Here is a 17528-nt window from a genome sequence, read left to right as displayed (position 1 = left end):
GAAATAGTGGTAATCTGCGATGGAGATCCCAGTAAATCACCACTATTTAATACAACTTAAAATATCTTCCGAACACTTATGTTTCAAAAACCTGTCGGGTTTACTTTGTCGATATTCAAATACGAATAATTTACATCTATAAAAATACAGCATCAAACCGACAGGTTTCAAAAACCTGTCGGGTTTACTTTGTCGATATTCAAATACGCATAATTTACATCTATAAAAGTTACAATATCAAACCCGACAGGTTTCAAAAACCTGTCGGGTTTAAAGTAATCTTTAATCTCATGAAAAATTCTTTTTAAAGGCAATAAATACTCTAATTAAATGTTTTATTTAAACGAGTTAACGCGTTTAAATTTTAATGCGTAACTTTTATTTTATTTATTAATATTACGTTTTATGAAAAGAATATTGTTCCTGGCTATTATAATGGCCGTTTCTATACAAGGATATGCACAAAAAGAAGTGAATGGGAAATACAAACCCATTAATTCAAAAAACCCTGACCTTAAAGAGCCTTTGGCACCGCCTACAGATCCGCCGCCAAACACAGATCCGGCACCTTTAAAAGACGAAACTGTTTTAAAAATTAATCCGGATGAACTTTTTAAAAATAATATCCTCTACAAACAAGAAGCTAATGTTGAGGGAATTTTTTACAGAAGAAACGAATATTTGGGAGGTTTTGTAACCAATTCATCTATTTCAACAGTTCGTTATCGTGATGCTGCTTTTGTAGATGGCGATAAAATCAGAGTATATCTTAATGATAAAGTGATTGAAAAAGAAGTGAGTTTAGATGGCGAATTTCAAGGGTTTAAAATAACATTAGTAAAAGGAATCAACAAAATTGATTTTGAAGCGTTAAACGAAGGTTCTGCATCACCAAATACAGCCGAATTTCAGGTTTTTGATGATAAAGGCGTTGTAATTGAAGCAAGTCAATGGAATGTTGGTACAGGATATAAAGCCACTATTATTTTATACAAAGAATAATAAAGTCTTTTAAAAAATTCTGCGCCTACATCATTATGTAGAAAAAAGTAAAGCCATGAGTTTTCAATTTAAAAGTTGAAGACCCGTGGCTTTTTAAATTATTATTTTTTATAATCATATCGATATATCTCGATATATAATTATATATTTACAATATGGATTTTATAGAAATTAATAAAGTATTATCAAACCAGATTCGGGTTGATATATTACACTGGCTCAAAAAACCGGAAGATAATTTTCCCAAACAAATATATGTTCCAGATTTTAGCGACGGAGTCTGTGTTTGTCATATACAGGACAAAACAGGTTTATCACAATCAACCGTTTCGCATTATTTAACAATGCTTCAAAAAGTAAATCTGCTAATTGCAACACGACATGGTAAATGGACGTATTACAGACGAAATGAAAGTGAAATTCTAAATTATATCAATACATTATCAAACGAGCTTTGATACTTTAACACAGCTAAAAATTAATCAGGAAAATGGAAAAAGACTTACTATTAATGGGAGCCAATGCTTTAAGAAAAGCGGCATTGAATGAACAGGCCAAAGAATATATACTTTCTAATGAAGTTTTATTTAAAACCATAAAAAAAGCCGCCGATCGCTACATAGGCGGTGAAACACTTGAAGAAACTATTGTTAAAGTAAAGGCTCAAAACAAAGAAGGTTTTAAGTGTTCGATGGAATTTATGGGCGAAAACACGCTAACAGAAAAAGAAGCTGTTGAAGCAACCAACGAATTTATTAGAATTGCTCACGAAATTAAATCCCAAAAATTAAATTCGACTTTTTCTCTTGATCTTTCCCATATCGGATTGTCGATTTCGCGCGAATTATGTCTTAATAATTTGAATTTAATTTGTCAGGAAGCCGAAAAAGAAAATATAGAAGTTACAATTAGTGCCGAAAATGTAGCAATTACAGATGCAATTATCGACATCTACAAAACAGCATCTAAAACCTATAAAAATACTTCGATAACACTTCAGGCTTATTTACACAGATCAAAAGATGATTTTGAGGATTTAATAAAAGAAAACGGAAGAATCAGAATCGTTAAAGGCGCATTTGAAACTCCAAAAGATGTTTCAATCCCAAGAGGAGCTGAACTTAATGAGCGTTATTTATACTACATCGACCAATTATTATCCAGAAAACACAGTTGCGCCATTGCAACGCATCATGATGTGATCCAGAAAGAAGTTGTCTCGTTAATTGAAAACTATAAACCTGGTAAAGATTTATATGAATTTGAAAGCTTGTACGGAATCCAAACGCAACAGTTAATCAATCTAAAAGAACAAGGATATTCTACTAAACTATATTTTGTGTACGGAAAAGAATGGTATTTGTATTTGTGTAACCGAATTGCAGAATATCCATTAAACATATTCCAGGCATTGCATGATATTGTAAATTAATACTTTATGATTAATTTTTTCATACTTGTTCCAAATTCTATAAAATTGAAAGAAATTGTAAACGGATAAAAATAAAAACACAGGACAAATTATAAAAATTGGTCCTGTGTTTTTATTTTAGATTAAATCTAAGCCCGCGATCTTTCAAAGTAGTAATAGCATAGAATGCAAGCCTAATATAAATGTATAATTAAATCAGGATTTTTAAAACTGAAGAGTTTCGCTTCTATTGATACATTAAATTACGTTTCAATAATTCGGCATTTGTTGAATATTGTACCGCTTTCAGTGCTCTCATAACACCCCATTTGATACAAGTTGCGCCCCAGGAAAAACCAGCTCCAAAAGTCGTAATCAAAATATTTTGACCTTCTTTAAAATCATTTTTAAAATCCCAAAGGCATAACGGAATCGTTGCTGAGGTTGTATTACCGTATTTATGGATATTCACTTTGACTTTTTCAATACCAATATTCAAATGTTCGCTAACTGCTTTGATAATTCTCAGATTCGCCTGATGTGGCACAACCCAGTCAATATCTTCAACACTTAAATCATTGCTGGCAAGTGCATCCCAAGAAACGCTGCTCATTGATTCAACTGCTTTTTTAAATACAAATGAACCTTCTTGTTTGATAAAATGTTCCCTGTGTAAAATACTTTGCATACCAGCCGGTACTTTAGAGCCTCCTGCAGGAACATACAATGCCGATGTTCCGCTGCCATCTGTTCTCAAAATACTTTTCATTACGCCACATTCTTTTTCAGTTTTCTCTAAAAGAACCGCTCCTGCTCCATCTCCAAAAAGAATACAAGTATTACGGTCTTCATAATCAACAATAGAACTCATGGTATCTGCGCCAACAACAACAACTTTTTTATAACGGCCGCTTTCAATCATAGTCGTAGCCATTTCTAATGCATATAAAAAACCACTGCAAGCGCCGTTTAAGTCAAACCCAAATGCATTTGTAAAACCGCTAATCTCGCAAACTTTACTTGCTGTAGGTGTTAAAAGATGATCCGGAGTTGCAGTTGCTAAAACTAATCCGTCAATTTCTAAAGGATCAATTTCATAAGTTTCTAATAAATTCTGAATTGCAGCATTGGCAAGATCTGATGTTGACAGATTTTCATTAGTCGCTAATCTGCGCTCTTTTATCCCTGTTCTTTTCTGAATCCATTCATCTGTTGTATCAACCATTTTCGAAATCATCTCATTACTAAGTACATAACTGGGTACAAAGCCACCGATAGCTGTTATTGTTGCATTCATCCTTTATATAGATTTTTTGTTTTTGGTCTCTTTTTCTAAATGATAAAAAAGAATTTACAAAATAACGCTAAGAATTTGGAAAAGACAAGGCCGATGGCTCTAAACATGCAGTCTAAAATCATAAATATAAGTTAAACAATTGATCTAAGAAGGTTACCAAATTAATAATTTCGGAGTTTTAGAAGGGTAATTCCGAAAATTAATCAAAAATCAATGGTAAAATTTTAGATAATAACTAAAAAATAACCGACTCCAGAAATTCAATTACTTCCCCATTCGGACTATAAACCAAACTGTTACTTACCGTTACCACTTTCCTGCGATTTTCAAGTTCAAGGGTTTCCTTATCTGATAATGGTTTTGCACCGTTTTCTATTGCTTCGTTATAAGCTTGTTTTGCATCGTTCACGATAAAACAAATATGCAAAAGCGAATTTTCGACATATGGATCTCCTTGTTTTCGCTTTCGGCCCTGTGTGGGGAAATTGGCATTACTGTCGCAGATTTCTATGTAACAATCAAATTGAGTATTTTTCAACATTACACATTTTTCCAGATTAAACTCTGGCAAACTCCAGCTGTGTGCTATTTCAAAATTAAGTGTTTTGTAAAATTGTACTGTTCCTTCAAAATCCTGAGCTTTAATAGCAAAATGATGAAATCCTTTAATATTATTATTCATTATGATGTTTTTATATTCGCTGATGTTTCTTTTTTTAACACAGAAACATACATTTTTTAACTCAAAAAAGGCGTTTCACTTATTTAAAACACACAAAGCTATGCGAAAGAAATATTTCTCTTTGTTTGCTTTTAAATCTTTTCAACTATAAATCCTAATGTTTCTATGTGTAAAGTATTTTTTTAATAAGATGTTAAAATATAAACCTTTTTACTTGTAATCACTTTTATTCAAACGTAAACCATTCCTTTACATCATCAGCAATAGTTTCCTTACACATAATACTTTCAAACTCATTTGTAGCACAATTATGCTGATAATCTTTTTGCCATTGTTTATTATTTAAAACTACTTTTTGAATGGCTTCACAAACAAATAAAAGTTCCTCATTTGTCATTATCGGATGCAATGATAAACGAACCCATCCTGGTTTATTACTTTGGTTTTTCTGAAGAAGTTCCTCCGTTAATTCATTCGATTTCTCCTCGTCAATATCAAATAAATAATGCGCATAAGTACTCGCGCACGACCATCCGCCGCGAACCTGAATCCCGAAACGATCGTTTAAAAGCCTGACAACTAAATTATAGTGAATATCATCAATCAAAAAAGAAACACAACCAATCCTGTCCGTTTCAATATCTCCTAAAATTGATAAACCCGGAATTTTTTGAAATTCAGAATAACACAAATCAAGCAATTCTTTTTCCCTGTTTTTTATGTTCTCGACATTCATTTTATCCTTTAATTCCAGAGACAAAGCCGTTCTTATAACCTGCAAAAAACCCGGAGTTCCGCCATCTTCCTTTACTTCTATTGAATCACTGTAATGATATCGTCCCCAAGGATTTGTAGCCTTTACATTTCCTCCGCCAGGATTGTCCGGAATATCACTTTTATATAACTTTTCATTAAAAACCAAAACACCGCAAGTTCCGGGTCCGCCAAGGAATTTATGCGGAGAAAAGAAAATAGCATCTAATTGTTTTTCGGGATCTTCAGGATGCATATCGATTTTTACATAAGGTCCGGAAGCTGCAAAATCAACAAAGCAAAGTCCGCTATTTTGATGCAGTATTTTAGCCAGTTCGTGATACGGCGTAATAATTCCCGTTACATTTGAAGCCGCCGTAAACGAACCTATTTTCAACGTTCTGTCCGCATATTTTTCAAGTAATTCTGAAAGTATTTTGGGATCAACCAAGTTGTTTTCATCCGGTGGCAATACCACAACATCCGCATTAGTTTCATACCATGAAACCTGATTAGAATGATGCTCCATATGCGTAATAAAAACTACTGGTTTATTAGTATTATCCAGCGCAATATTCGATTTATTATCTGCCGAACGCAAACCAATAAAACGCTGTAATTTTGATAAAGCAGCCGTCATTCCCGTTCCTGTTGTAACTAAAACATCAAATTCATTGGCGTTTACATGCTTCTTAATCAATTGTCTGGCGTGATTATAAGCATAAGTCGATGTTTTTCCTGTTTCGCTGGAAAAAGAATGCGTATTAGCAATCATCGGACCTATTTTATTCAGCATAATATCTTCAATCGGCACATATAATCTTCCGCTTGCGACCCAATCTGCATATAATAATTTTTGCTGCCCATAAACCGACTCGAAAGTGTGGTTTACTCCTATTGTATTTTCTCTGAATTTTGAAAAATATCGCTCTAACTGACTTGGTTTCGTTATCTTCTCAATTGCATTTATTTCCATATCATTTTTAAATTTAACTGACTTTTTATTTTGATTGAATTCTGGTGTGTGTAATTATTTTCAAAACATAGAAACATAGGTTTTGTATGCTGAAAAAAAAAAGGTGTTTTGCTTGTTATACACATACAGTATCCGGTAAGTTGGTCATTTCGATTTCTGATAAAAACAAATCTTTTATATAAGGGATTTGGTTTTTATTTCTCGCAGATTTTGCAGATTGAGCAGATTTTTATTTTGACAATCACCATCATCCCGAACGAGAAATCACATCCGGTATTCAACAAAGATTGACACATTTAGTGTTATTTCTCTTTGCGTCGAAATGAAAAACAAGCGTGGAATTATTAACATTTAACTCCTGTTCAAAAGCGTTTTAAGCGTAGCCTGAAGTTCTTCGCCACGAAGATTTTTTGCCACAATAATTCCTTTTGAATCTACCAGATAATTGGCAGGAATAGCTCTGACTCCGTATAATTTTGCGATTGCACTATTCCAGAAAAGTAAGTCCGAAACTTGAAGCCAGTTTAAATTGTCGTCCTGAATTCCTTTAACCCAGTTTTCTTTCTTTTTATCTAAAGAAACTCCAAAAACATTGAAACCTTTATCATGATATTCTTTATAAGCAGCAACAATATTCGGGTTTTCTCTTCTGCAAGGTCCGCACCATGAAGCCCAGAAATCAACCAAAGTATATCCGTTTAGATTTTCAGAAAAACGAATATCTTTTCCTTCAGGATTTTTAGAAACAAAATCAGGTGCTTTTTTTCCAATTTGTAATCCGTTTAAAACCGTAACCAATTCCTTTAATTCTTTTACATAAGTTGAATTTTGCTGACTTTGATCTAGAAGCGCAATGTTTTGCGTAATTTGTTCCGGAGTTAATCTGTACGACCAATTTCTATACAATACATAAGCAGAAACCAGAGAACCAGGATGTTCTGTTATAAATTTACTTATATCAACGTTCTCCGTTTTTTGATAAATATCGAATAAATCCTGAGAGGCAGAACCTTCAACAACCGAAGTACTGTAATATTTAACCGGACTTAATTGTACAGTAATTGGCGCTTTTTCAAGAAAAATATACAACGGACTATTCGCTGTATTAACGCTTAATCCGTATAATTCAGGAAGTTTTACTTTGGTTTTAAAACCAAACTTTCCATCCACTACTTTCACCGAATCTATTGTGGTAAACATCTTATTATGAAACTTTTGCAGATATACATATTTTACAATTGTGTCTGTAACAGTTCCTTTTAACTGAACATTTGAATCTTGTGCCTGAATTGCCGTTGCAGAAAAACATACGGCTAGAAATAATACTATTTTTTTCATTTTATGGAGTTTAAGTTGAACTTTGTCAAGTTTAAAACTTGAAAGTTCATGTAATTTGTGTTTTTAATTGGACATAAAAATTCTCTCGACCTATTTAAAAATGGTCTAATGGAAATATTGAAGAAAAAAGGGATTGTAAAAATTAGCGGCTGCGCATTCGGAAAACTAAAACTTCGTTTTCCGGGAAAGGCAATTGTACTTGATTGTAAAAGGCGTTTAAATTGAATAGCTTAATTTTCATTTTAATTATAAAAAAGGTTTTAACATAATGATCTTATTCAGATTTACCAAGGAAATCTTTCTTATCTGTCCGCCTTAGCGGAAGGATTTAGCACCTTATTGGGCAACAGGTTGCTAAGACGTCACAGGGCCTAATCCCTCAGTCTTTCTGGATAAGTTTACGCAGAAACATTCTGCTGATACAAATATATATAAATTCTATCTAATTAGTATAGTTTAAAATAATATTTTTTAAAATAATTGTAAATAGGTGTTAAAACTGGTAGCCTTTTGCAAAGGTTATCTATCATAAATCCTTAAAAAAAATATTTAATTAGAGCTATAATAGCAAAAAGAGACAATTCGGATATTTCTGATTTGTCTCTTTTTAAATTATTAAAAAATATATTATAACTATAAAACTATATTTTCATTTACGAGAATTTATCGTCTTTTTAGAAAACAGAACTCTTATTTTGTCGAAAGAGATTCTAAAATTTTAGAATAAATTTCGGTATTCTGATAAACTCCCGTAAAATTTTGTGCGCCTGGTCCGTAAGCAAAAACAGGAACCGGAACTGCCGTATGATCGTTTGTACTGAAACTTCCGTGAACATATCCTTTTTCAATATTTCCGTCGATTAAGGATAATCCGCCAGTTTCGTGATCTGCCGTTACAATTAAAAGTGTGTCGGGATTTTTATCTACAAATGCCATTGCCTGACCCACTAATTTATCAAAATCAAGCATTTCGCGAACCACATATTCCACATTATTTTGATGTCCGCCATAATCGATTTGCGCACCTTCCGCCATTATGAAAAATGGATTTTTAGTTTTCAAAAAAGTCGAGGTTGCTTTCGCCAAAGATTTAGTCAAAAAATCTCCTCTTCCGTTTTTCATCGAAACTACCGAAGCATCATCTAAAACAATAAATTTAGCATTTTTAATAGTGTCTAAAGCGCTGAATTTATCCGAAAAAGTATATCCTTTTTGCATCAAAACCTTCGATAAATCCTTGCCGTCTTTTCTTGAATTGAACTCCTTTGCTCCTCCTCCAATTAAAATATCAGACGGATTTGCTAAAAAATCTTCTGCAATTGGTTCGCTGTAACTCCTTTCCGGTTGATGTGCGTAGAAACAAGCTGGCGTAGCATCTGTAATATTTCCTGCCGAAATAATGGCCGTTTTGTAATTTTTTTTAACCAATTGCTGAGTGATTAATTCCAATGGTTTTCCGTTTTCATCAACGCTAATAAAGCGATTATTGGTTTTATGTCCCGTTGCCATTGCCGTTGCGCCCGCAGCAGAATCTGTAATATAACTATCCGATGATTTTGTAATTGATAATCCCTGAGTTGGAATGTTAAATAAATTCAACTGACCTTTATTTGCCGTATATCCCGAATAAATCTGCGTTAATCCCATTCCGTCACCAATTAAAAGAATAATATTTTTTGGATTTTTTCTAGAAAATTTCACTCCGTTTTTAGGAATATAAGCTTCGTGAAACTCGGTATTTTGATAAAATGTCGATTTGATATTGTTGATAAAATGCGTCAGTTCAGGGACATTATCTGTACCAATAAAATCAACTTTCAGGTTCATTAAAGTCATCCATGTATTTACATTATCCTGCGTTGCCCAAAACCGAACTTTTTTATTTTGATCGTGTACTTTTTTAATAATTGCCTGTACTTTTTCCGCATCAAATTGCGTCATTACACCTTTTCCGTTCCAGATTGTGATTTCTTTCAAATCTTCACTAATCATTTCAACGCGAGACAATTGTTCTGCCGAATAATTCTCATTCAATCTTCCGTCAAAATAAATAAAATCAGGATAATCCTTCCAGTTTGCTGCCGAAGGTCTATTTCCTGAAATGACTACTTTTATGTTTTTATTCGATATTATATCCGGAAATGTTTTTAATTGCTGCGCGATTAATTTTAGCGTTGCATCAACTTCTGTCTTGATGTCAATCATTAAAATCAAAGGTTTATTGTCTGGATATGCTTTTCCGTTTAAAGCTTTTAATTTATTGGATAAAGGATCAAGATATTGACTTTTAAGCGTGTTTTGCGTTGTAATTTCTTTAGACGTATGCGCAACAAAAAGTTCATTATTAACTAAAAAAACATCGGCTTCAATAACGCCTGATTCATTTGAATACGCTTCATAAAAAGGCAATTTACTAGCATAATCATTATGCGAGTGAATATTAGACGAACTGTATTCTTGCGCCTGAACAATCACGAAAAATTGAAGGCAAAAAAGGGTGATTAATTTTTTCATATGAAAAATAAGATTTATTCTATTTGAAGTCGTGGGTTTACTTTATTATTATGTAATTATTTTTTTAACACGCATGTTTGTCATCCTGAGCGGAGTCGAAGGACACACAAGTAACTCACCAAAGATTGTCACCCTGCATTGTAGAGTTTCTTGCGGAGATCCTTCCTCCGTCAGGATGACAAAAATGAGAACATTTTTTGTCGAACTAAAAATCAACATCAGGTTTGTCATCCTGAGCGGAGTCGAAGGACACACAAGTAAGTCGCCAAAGATTTGCTTTTCTATACGGAATTTCTAGTGTGATTCTCGTTCCTCGAAATGACATACTAAAACGAAAATCTAATTTTATATATATTTCGCTCCGCTGGAGCTTAAACTCAACAATGTAATAATAGCTATAAATATATTGTCCCGCTGGGACTTAATTTTTGGCAACATTAAAAGATTTGCTTTTCTACATGGAATTTCTAGTGTGATTTCTCGTTCCTCGAAATGATATACTATAAGGAGAAATTTATTTATAAATATATCGCTCCGCTGGAGCTTAACTTCTATAATCTATATAATAGCTATAAATATATCGCTCCGCTGGGACTTGATTATACTGACATATTAAAGCAGAAAATCACAATGCAAAAACCCGCCTATTTTTAATCTTTAATTAATATAATTTTTCATTACAACTGCAAGCTCCGACAAGCTTGCAGCGTAAAAAAAAAAATAAACAAAATAAACTACAAACTACCAACCCTTATTTTGGGTTAATGCTCCTTTGCTCACTGCGATTTCATCTGGTGGTATTGGCCAAACGTGGTGAATTGCAGGGTTAAAATTACGCGCAGGATAAATCACGCTTCCGTTATAATGGTGCAATGGTTTTGCATAAGTTGCCTGAGCATCGCCCCAACGCACTAAATCAAAATGACGGTCTGTCCATTCTCCGGCAAGTTCGCAACGTCTTTCCCTTTTTAAATCCGTTAAAGTTGCTCCGGAAATACTGGCTAAACCTGCACGATTTCTAATCATATTAATTTCAATATCAGCGTTTAAGCCTTTCATTAATTTGGCTTCAGCCAACATTAAAATGACATCGGCATATCGCAAAAGCGGAACGTTTAAAGCCGTTGACGGTTTGTCACCGTTAGCATTTACATACCGAATATCGATTCCGCCAGACGTTGTTTTTGCATAACCAAAAGGCTCCATGTATTTATTAAACTGATAACCTGTTCTGTTACTTGAACTTACTATATATTTTCCTTCGTTAAAAGTCACTAGTTCACCAAAATACATGAATTTATCCCCTTTTTGTAAAATTGTCGCGCTTCGTCTTTTATCTGTTGGATCATAAGTATCGAACAATTCTTTGGTAGGATAAAAATTTCCCCAGCCGTTGTAAACTCCCCAACCTTTATCTTCAAGGCAAACTCCCGGAAATATTGAACCTAACGAAGTATTTTCGGCACTTGAAGTTACAGACCATATATATTCTGACGACCAGTTATTTTTGATTTTAAACACATCTTCAAAATTGTCAAGCAATTTATGTTTTCCGCTGTTTACAATCATATTGGCATATTTAATCGCGTTGTCCCAATCTTTTGCATACAAATACGTACGAACTAAATATCCCCAGGCTGCGGTTTTATGTGCGCGCCCGTAATTATCAGACGTTAATTCGTTGAAATAAGGTAATAAATCTGCTGCTTTTACTAAATCTGCTGCGATATACGCGTAGTTTTCGGCCACATTTTTAGCGCGTGGCACATATACATTTGTTGGATCTTCGCGATCCTGAATTGGTATTCCTGCACGATCATCTCCATAATGATACGCCAATTCTAAATGCATTACGGCATGATTAAAATACGCTTCACCAAGCATCATATTTTTAGTTTTATCGTCTAATGCTATCTTCGGGATATTACGAATTACATCGTTACAGCGTTTCATCACTTCGTAGTGTAATCTCCAAATATCTTTTGTATCAGATTCTGCTCCGTCAACAATAAAATTTTTGATACGTTCAGCATTTTGCCTTGGTTTTGTTCCTATATCATCACTCGCATTATTCAGCCAGAAAAAACCACGGCCGTACATATTATCATCAGAATATAAAGCATAAATAGCGTTCACTCCTGCTTTTGCATCGGCAGGTGTTTTCCAGAAATTTCCGCTTGACGGAGCTCCTTGAGGCACTAAATCAAGTTCACTTTCGCAAGCTGTCGTGCTCAATAAAAGCAGAAAACTCATTAATAAAAGACTTAAATTTTTCATTTTATTTGTTTTATATTTTTTAAAAAGTTGCGTTTACACCCGTCATATAAATGCGGGAAAGTGGATATTTACCTAAGTCCATTCCAAAGTTGTTCAAGCCAATTTCCGGGTCCATTCCTGAATAATTCGTGATTGTGAAAAGGTTTTGTGCCGAGATAAAAAATCTAAGTTTTGCTTTTCCGTTCAGCCATTGATCTTTAACCGTGTAACCTATAGAAAGGTTTTTTAATCTTACGAAAGATGCATCTTCGATATAAAAATCAGAGATTCTCCCGAAGTTATTATTGTTATCCGTCGCAGAAAGTACCGGAATATCTGTGTTTGTATTGGTAGGCGACCACGCATTTTTAGATTCAGCTAATAAGTTATATCCAGGGAAAGAACCATTTAATCCCGTATATTTTACGGCATTAAAAACGCTGTTTCCTGCTGCTCCGCTAAAAAACACATTCATGTCAAAACCATTGTATCTAAAGTTCATATTCAAACTAAAAGTAGTTTTAGGAAACGGATTTCCTAATACAACTCTATCGCTGTTATTGATTACGCCATCGCTGTTTACATCTTTAAATTTAATATCTCCCGCAACCGCACTTGGCTGATACACTTCGCCTTTTGTATTTGTATAGGCTTTTGCTTCGGCATTACTTTGGAACAATCCATCTGTAGAATATCCGTAAAAAGCACCAACCGGACTTCCTACTTCGTAAATATTCGCTAAAGGCAAACTACGAACTCTGGTAAGATTTAAAGGTTCAAGAGATGTCAAATCATCTTTGATCGAAACAATTTTATTGCTTAAAAATGCTGCATTTGCCGTTATATCAAACTTGAAATCTCCACGAGTTTTCTGGTACATTAAACTGGCTTCGATCCCTTTATTTTCAACATTTCCTGAGTTTACAATTCGACCAAGCGGCGTTCCTGAAACACCCGGAAGCTGATCGCGAACCAGCATATCTTTGTTGGTTTTTACATACGCATCCAGAGATCCTGACAACGCATTATTGAACATCGTGAAGTCTAAACCTACGTTTGTCTGCTCTGAACTTTCCCATTTTAAATTTGGGTTTGATAATTCACTTTCAGAATATCCGTAATTAATCACTGGACTTGAACCTATCAAAGCCTGAGTCTGATTCAACGGAACACTAAATTGGTAAGGTCCCAGGTTTCCTAAATTCCCAATTTGTCCCCAGCTTGCACGTAATTTTAAGTTGCTTACTATCGGATTAATCCCTTTCATAAATTCCTCTTCAGATATTAACCAACCCGCAGAAACTGAAGGATATACTTTCCAGCGGTTTTCTGACGTTAGCTTTGAAGTTCCGTCACGACGCACAATTCCTGAGATTAAATATTTTTGATTAAAATCATAATTCAATCTTCCAACATAGGATGAAATAATCTCTTCAGACATTCCTGCGCCCAATTGCTGGATAAGTTTTGCGTTTAATAAATAACGCTGTGATGCATCTTCGTTATCGAAACCAGTTCCCTGAATAGTATAAAAATCTCTTTTGGTTTGCTGATACGTATAACCCGCCAAAGCTTTGAAATTATGTTTCCCTAATGATTTTTCGTAAGAAACTGTTTGCTCGCTCAACAAATCTATAGTTGTTGCATTTGTTTGCGTTAATCTGTTGAAATCGAATATCTTACCCGGTTCTGTAATTTTTACCGCAAAGTCAGTTGAATTGTTTTGGATTCTCGTATAGCCCCAGTTTGATTTTATTTTTAAGCCTGGAATAATTTCCCATTCGGCATACGGATTAATCAAAATAGTCGAAATAGGATTTCTGTTATCCAATCGTTTTAAATACGCCACCGGATTAATCACGTCACCATAAGAACCGATATATTTCTCCGGAACTCCTCCAAAATGTCCTGAACCGTCTTCCCTGTAAATCGTAGCATTTGGCGGATAAAATATCGCTGCCAAAATCGCTCCGGTATAACCGCTTGTTGTATTTGCCGCCTGACCATCTGTTAAGGAATACGATAAGTTTTCGCCTAAAGTAAAATTTGGCGCAAGCTTAAACGATGAATTTGCTCTTGCTGTATAACGGCTTCCGAAAGTATTCAATAAAATTCCTTCGTTTTTTCTATAACTTCCTGATAAAAAGAAATTCGATTTCTCGGTTTTTCCGTTTACTGAAATTGATAAATCCTGAATTTGTCCTGTCTGGAAAATTTCATCCATCCAATTTGTTTTTGTAGTTCTTGCCGTAGGTTCAAACGCCGGATCAAACGCCGGAATTCTGGGCAAACCTGCATTATCCCTTGCCGTATTCATTGCGTCAGCATATTCGCCGGCATTTAAAACGTTTAATGTTTTTGCCACGCTTTGAACTCCGCCCTGATAATTTACATTCACATTAATTCGGTCAGAAACTCCTTTTTTAGACGTAATCAAAATCACACCGCCCGAAGCTCTTGCGCCATAAATTGCCGCCGAAGCCGCATCTTTCAAAACACTAATCGATGCAATATCATTTGGGTTTAATGTATTTAATGAACCGCTGTAAATGATTCCGTCCAAAACAATTAAAGGCGTTTCAGCATTTAACGAACCAATTCCGCGAATGTTGATTGTAGGTTCCGCCGTAGGATCTCCACCATTGTTAATTACCGTAACACCGGCAACAGTTCCCTGCAATAATTCGGCTGCGGTATTGTACGTTCTACTTGAAGTTTCTTTCATGGAAACAGTTCCAACAGCGCCTAAAACTTCGTTCTTTTTTACACTTCCGTAACCCATAACCACAACTTCCTGAAGTTGTTTCATATCAGCTACAAGCTTGATGCTTATGTTTTTATCCGCTTGCGTTACTTTCACTTCCTGGGTTACATAACCTACGTACGAAAAAATAAGTACAGCTTCCGATGAGTTGATTTCCATCTTGAAAGTTCCGTCAAAATCTGTCGTTGCGGTGGCATCAGAATCTTTGTCTTTTATGCCAACGCCCGGCAAAGGCATTCCGTCATCACCGCCAAAAACAGTTCCCGAAAGGTTTATTTTTCCTTGTTCTGAATCCGCAAGTTTCTGATTTTTTTTGATGACAATATTATTGCTTACAATTTCATATTTCAGTAAAAAATTGCTGCATATTTTGTCTAATGCCTGTTCTAAGGTTACATTGTTTAATTTTAAACTAATTTTTTGATTGGTATTTACCTGATTGCTTTCGTACATAAAATGCACATCGGCTTGTTTTTCAATATTTTGGAATACATTTTTTATACTTTCATTCTCTACTTTTAATGTTACTCGTTTGCCAATATCAACACTTCCTGCTTTTGTTGTTAATCCGATAAAAAATAAAGCAACAAACAGAAGCGCTTTCGTCAACACCGATTTTTTAACGCTTTGACACTTTACGACATACCGCATTTGTTTTTCATTCATGATTGTGGGTTTTAATTGTTTTTGATTGTAGGGTTTTATTTGTGGAACTTTTATTATTATTTTAAATTTTTAAATAAAGTATAAGTTTCTGTGTACTTATTTTTTGCACGCAGATTAAGCAGATTTTTAATTTTTAATTCTCAATTTTTAATTCTTTTATCTTACTGTATGATATAATTTCCTGCTTCCAGTTTATAATTGGCATTAATGATATTGCATACTAAAGCAACAACCTGATCTACAGGTAATTCTTTAAAATAAGCGCTAATTTTTAGATTGTTTAAATTCTTGTTTTCGATCTGGATTGTTACATTATAATTTCTGTTAATCGTAGCGATGACTTCGGGCAAAGGCGCATCTTCAAAAACAATAATATTTTTCCGCCATAGCGAAATTGAATTCACCGGAATATCTGTAAAAGCCTTCAACTTGTTATTCTGAGATTTAAAAACCACTTTTTGTCCCGGCGTTACATACACATTTTCCTCGGTTACGGTCGATTTTACATTCACTCTTCCGGTTAAAACCGAAACTTCCTGCGTCGTATTATCGGGATACGCCTGAACGTTAAAACTGGTTCCTAAAACCTTGGTATCCATTTTATCAGTGTGAATTATAAAAGGATGTTTTTTGTCTTTGGCAACATCAAAAAAAGCTTCTCCGGTTAAATAAACTTCACGTGTTCCGCCATTAAATTCAACAGGATATTTTAATAAACTTCCCACGTTCAACCAGATTTGGGTTCCGTCGCATAATGTTATTTTGGCGTGTTCTCCTGATTTTGTAGCATATTGTCTGGTTATGGTTTTCACCGATGTCAAATAGAAAAAACACGATAATCCCATTAAAAACAGCAAAGAAGCTGCCATCGCCCAATTTCTATTTTGAAGAAAAATAACCTTGTTTGTTTTTTTAATTTGTCTGATTTCCTTTTTTAAAGTCAAACGATCTGATGTTATAATTGTAGCAGAATCCAGAATTTCCTCTGGATGATCGTACCAGTTATTCCATAATTCTTCTCCTTTTAAGGACGGTTTTCCTTCCAGAAAAAGTTGTATATCTTGATGTAATTTTTCAGGCATTATAATTTGTTTATCTCTTAATAGTATGTCTTGGAAATCTCAATTTCAGGTAGGTCAATAAGGTTACGCTTTTGTTAAGAAAAGAAAATGCAAACCTCAATTTCAAAACCTAATAATTGAATTCGCCCAAATAGTTTCGCATAAATTTTAGCGCATAAGCAATATGATACTTTACGGTTTCGTGCGACACGTTCAATTCCTCGGCAATTTCTTTGTTCGTGTAATGTTTGATTCGGCTTAGGATAAAAACTTCCTTGGATTTTTTTGGGAGTAATAAAGTCGCTTTGTCAACCGCTTCTTGTAATTCTTCGTAGTAAATAGAATCCTCTGTGCTATTATTGCTGCTAAAATCATTTGTATTGCTGTCCATCACTTCCTTTATATACTGATCTGTGATTGTGTGTGATTTTATATAATCCAGAGTCACGTAACGAACTGAAGTATAGACATAAGCCGAGAATTTCTTCTGGATAACAATGGTCTTCCGGCGTTCCCAAATCGTGGTAAAAACTTCCTGAACAATCTCTTCAGCAATCGCCACAGATTTCATGCGCACATATACAAAACGCACCAAAACATCCCGATATCTAAAATACAATTCATCAAACGCCTTGTCTTTTCCCTGTCTCAGCAATTCAACAAGCTGTTCATCTGTAAAACCTTTATACATGATGTTTTGCTTTTGTAGTATTAGAAAAAATGGCGCTTTGTAAAAGACATATTCTCCTTATTTTTTTGCGATGTATTCTTAATTTTAAAAATGACATATACTAGTAGTGTTGTTTTA

Annotated in this window: 12 protein-coding genes and 1 riboswitch; of the genes, 3 read left to right on the top strand and 9 right to left on the bottom strand. The window is 34.3% G+C overall.

Annotated features, from left to right (window positions below; all coding sequences use genetic code 11):
- The first annotated feature begins 405 nt into the window (after nucleotides 1-405).
- From ACHZDT_RS11750 to ACHZDT_RS11740, 3 genes are all read left to right on the top strand, one after another.
- A complete protein-coding gene (locus tag ACHZDT_RS11750; protein WP_394774817.1) occupies nucleotides 406-1002 on the top strand; it encodes a hypothetical protein in 597 nt (198 codons plus the stop codon).
- Nucleotides 1003-1157: 155 nt separating this feature from the next.
- A complete protein-coding gene (locus ACHZDT_RS11745; RefSeq protein WP_394774816.1) occupies nucleotides 1158-1460 on the top strand; it encodes an ArsR/SmtB family transcription factor in 303 nt (100 codons plus the stop codon).
- 32 nt (nucleotides 1461-1492) lie between these two features.
- The gene (locus tag ACHZDT_RS11740) at nucleotides 1493-2434 is read left to right on the top strand and encodes a proline dehydrogenase family protein (protein ID WP_394774815.1); all 942 of its coding nucleotides are present in this window, start codon (nucleotides 1493-1495) and stop codon (nucleotides 2432-2434) included.
- Nucleotides 2435-2660: 226 nt separating this feature from the next.
- Here the strand turns inward: ACHZDT_RS11740 and ACHZDT_RS11735 are convergent, their stop codons facing one another.
- From ACHZDT_RS11735 to ACHZDT_RS11695, 9 genes are all read right to left on the bottom strand, one after another.
- A complete protein-coding gene (locus ACHZDT_RS11735) occupies nucleotides 2661-3710 on the bottom strand; it encodes a beta-ketoacyl-ACP synthase III (RefSeq protein ID WP_394774814.1) in 1050 nt (349 codons plus the stop codon).
- 235 nt (nucleotides 3711-3945) lie between these two features.
- The gene (locus ACHZDT_RS11730; RefSeq protein ID WP_394774813.1) at nucleotides 3946-4392 is read right to left on the bottom strand and encodes a VOC family protein; all 447 of its coding nucleotides are present in this window, start codon (nucleotides 4390-4392) and stop codon (nucleotides 3946-3948) included.
- Between the two features lie 226 nt (nucleotides 4393-4618).
- Nucleotides 4619-6121 (bottom strand): aminotransferase class V-fold PLP-dependent enzyme, encoded by a 1503-nt coding sequence (locus ACHZDT_RS11725; protein ID WP_394774812.1) that lies wholly within the window; start codon nucleotides 6119-6121, stop codon nucleotides 4619-4621.
- Nucleotides 6122-6472: 351 nt separating this feature from the next.
- The gene (locus ACHZDT_RS11720; protein ID WP_394774811.1) at nucleotides 6473-7459 is read right to left on the bottom strand and encodes a redoxin domain-containing protein; all 987 of its coding nucleotides are present in this window, start codon (nucleotides 7457-7459) and stop codon (nucleotides 6473-6475) included.
- Nucleotides 7460-7758: 299 nt separating this feature from the next.
- A riboswitch (SAM riboswitch) is annotated at nucleotides 7759-7858 on the bottom strand.
- Between the two features lie 291 nt (nucleotides 7859-8149).
- A complete protein-coding gene (locus tag ACHZDT_RS11715; RefSeq protein WP_394774810.1) occupies nucleotides 8150-9973 on the bottom strand; it encodes an alkaline phosphatase in 1824 nt (607 codons plus the stop codon).
- Nucleotides 9974-10714: 741 nt separating this feature from the next.
- Complete coding sequence (locus ACHZDT_RS11710; protein ID WP_394774809.1) at nucleotides 10715-12250, bottom strand: RagB/SusD family nutrient uptake outer membrane protein; 1536 nt, start codon at nucleotides 12248-12250, stop codon at nucleotides 10715-10717.
- 19 nt (nucleotides 12251-12269) lie between these two features.
- The gene (locus ACHZDT_RS11705) at nucleotides 12270-15659 is read right to left on the bottom strand and encodes a TonB-dependent receptor (protein ID WP_394774808.1); all 3390 of its coding nucleotides are present in this window, start codon (nucleotides 15657-15659) and stop codon (nucleotides 12270-12272) included.
- 161 nt (nucleotides 15660-15820) lie between these two features.
- Nucleotides 15821-16741 (bottom strand): FecR family protein, encoded by a 921-nt coding sequence (locus ACHZDT_RS11700; protein WP_394774807.1) that lies wholly within the window; start codon nucleotides 16739-16741, stop codon nucleotides 15821-15823.
- Nucleotides 16742-16850: 109 nt separating this feature from the next.
- A complete protein-coding gene (locus tag ACHZDT_RS11695; protein WP_394774806.1) occupies nucleotides 16851-17411 on the bottom strand; it encodes an RNA polymerase sigma-70 factor in 561 nt (186 codons plus the stop codon).
- Nucleotides 17412-17528 lie beyond the last annotated feature (117 nt).

The sequence above is a fragment of the Flavobacterium sp. genome (genome assembly GCF_043722275.1).
Lineage (GTDB): Bacteria > Bacteroidota > Bacteroidia > Flavobacteriales > Flavobacteriaceae > Flavobacterium.
This window is presented reverse-complemented; position numbering and strand designations above follow the sequence as displayed.

What these genes read in the sequence shown, in the direction of transcription:
- ACHZDT_RS11750 (WP_394774817.1), top strand. Translation starts at nt 406, where the DNA reads ATGAAAAGAATATTGTTCCTGGCTATTATAATGGCCGTTTCTATACAA.
- ACHZDT_RS11745 (WP_394774816.1), top strand. Translation starts at nt 1,158, where the DNA reads ATGGATTTTATAGAAATTAATAAAGTATTATCAAACCAGATTCGGGTT.
- ACHZDT_RS11740 (WP_394774815.1), top strand. Translation starts at nt 1,493, where the DNA reads ATGGAAAAAGACTTACTATTAATGGGAGCCAATGCTTTAAGAAAAGCG.
- ACHZDT_RS11735 (WP_394774814.1), bottom strand. Translation starts at nt 3,710, where the DNA reads ATGAATGCAACAATAACAGCTATCGGTGGCTTTGTACCCAGTTATGTA.
- ACHZDT_RS11730 (WP_394774813.1), bottom strand. Translation starts at nt 4,392, where the DNA reads ATGAATAATAATATTAAAGGATTTCATCATTTTGCTATTAAAGCTCAG.
- ACHZDT_RS11725 (WP_394774812.1), bottom strand. Translation starts at nt 6,121, where the DNA reads ATGGAAATAAATGCAATTGAGAAGATAACGAAACCAAGTCAGTTAGAG.
- ACHZDT_RS11720 (WP_394774811.1), bottom strand. Translation starts at nt 7,459, where the DNA reads ATGAAAAAAATAGTATTATTTCTAGCCGTATGTTTTTCTGCAACGGCA.
- ACHZDT_RS11715 (WP_394774810.1), bottom strand. Translation starts at nt 9,973, where the DNA reads ATGAAAAAATTAATCACCCTTTTTTGCCTTCAATTTTTCGTGATTGTT.
- ACHZDT_RS11710 (WP_394774809.1), bottom strand. Translation starts at nt 12,250, where the DNA reads ATGAAAAATTTAAGTCTTTTATTAATGAGTTTTCTGCTTTTATTGAGC.
- ACHZDT_RS11705 (WP_394774808.1), bottom strand. Translation starts at nt 15,659, where the DNA reads ATGAATGAAAAACAAATGCGGTATGTCGTAAAGTGTCAAAGCGTTAAA.
- ACHZDT_RS11700 (WP_394774807.1), bottom strand. Translation starts at nt 16,741, where the DNA reads ATGCCTGAAAAATTACATCAAGATATACAACTTTTTCTGGAAGGAAAA.
- ACHZDT_RS11695 (WP_394774806.1), bottom strand. Translation starts at nt 17,411, where the DNA reads ATGTATAAAGGTTTTACAGATGAACAGCTTGTTGAATTGCTGAGACAG.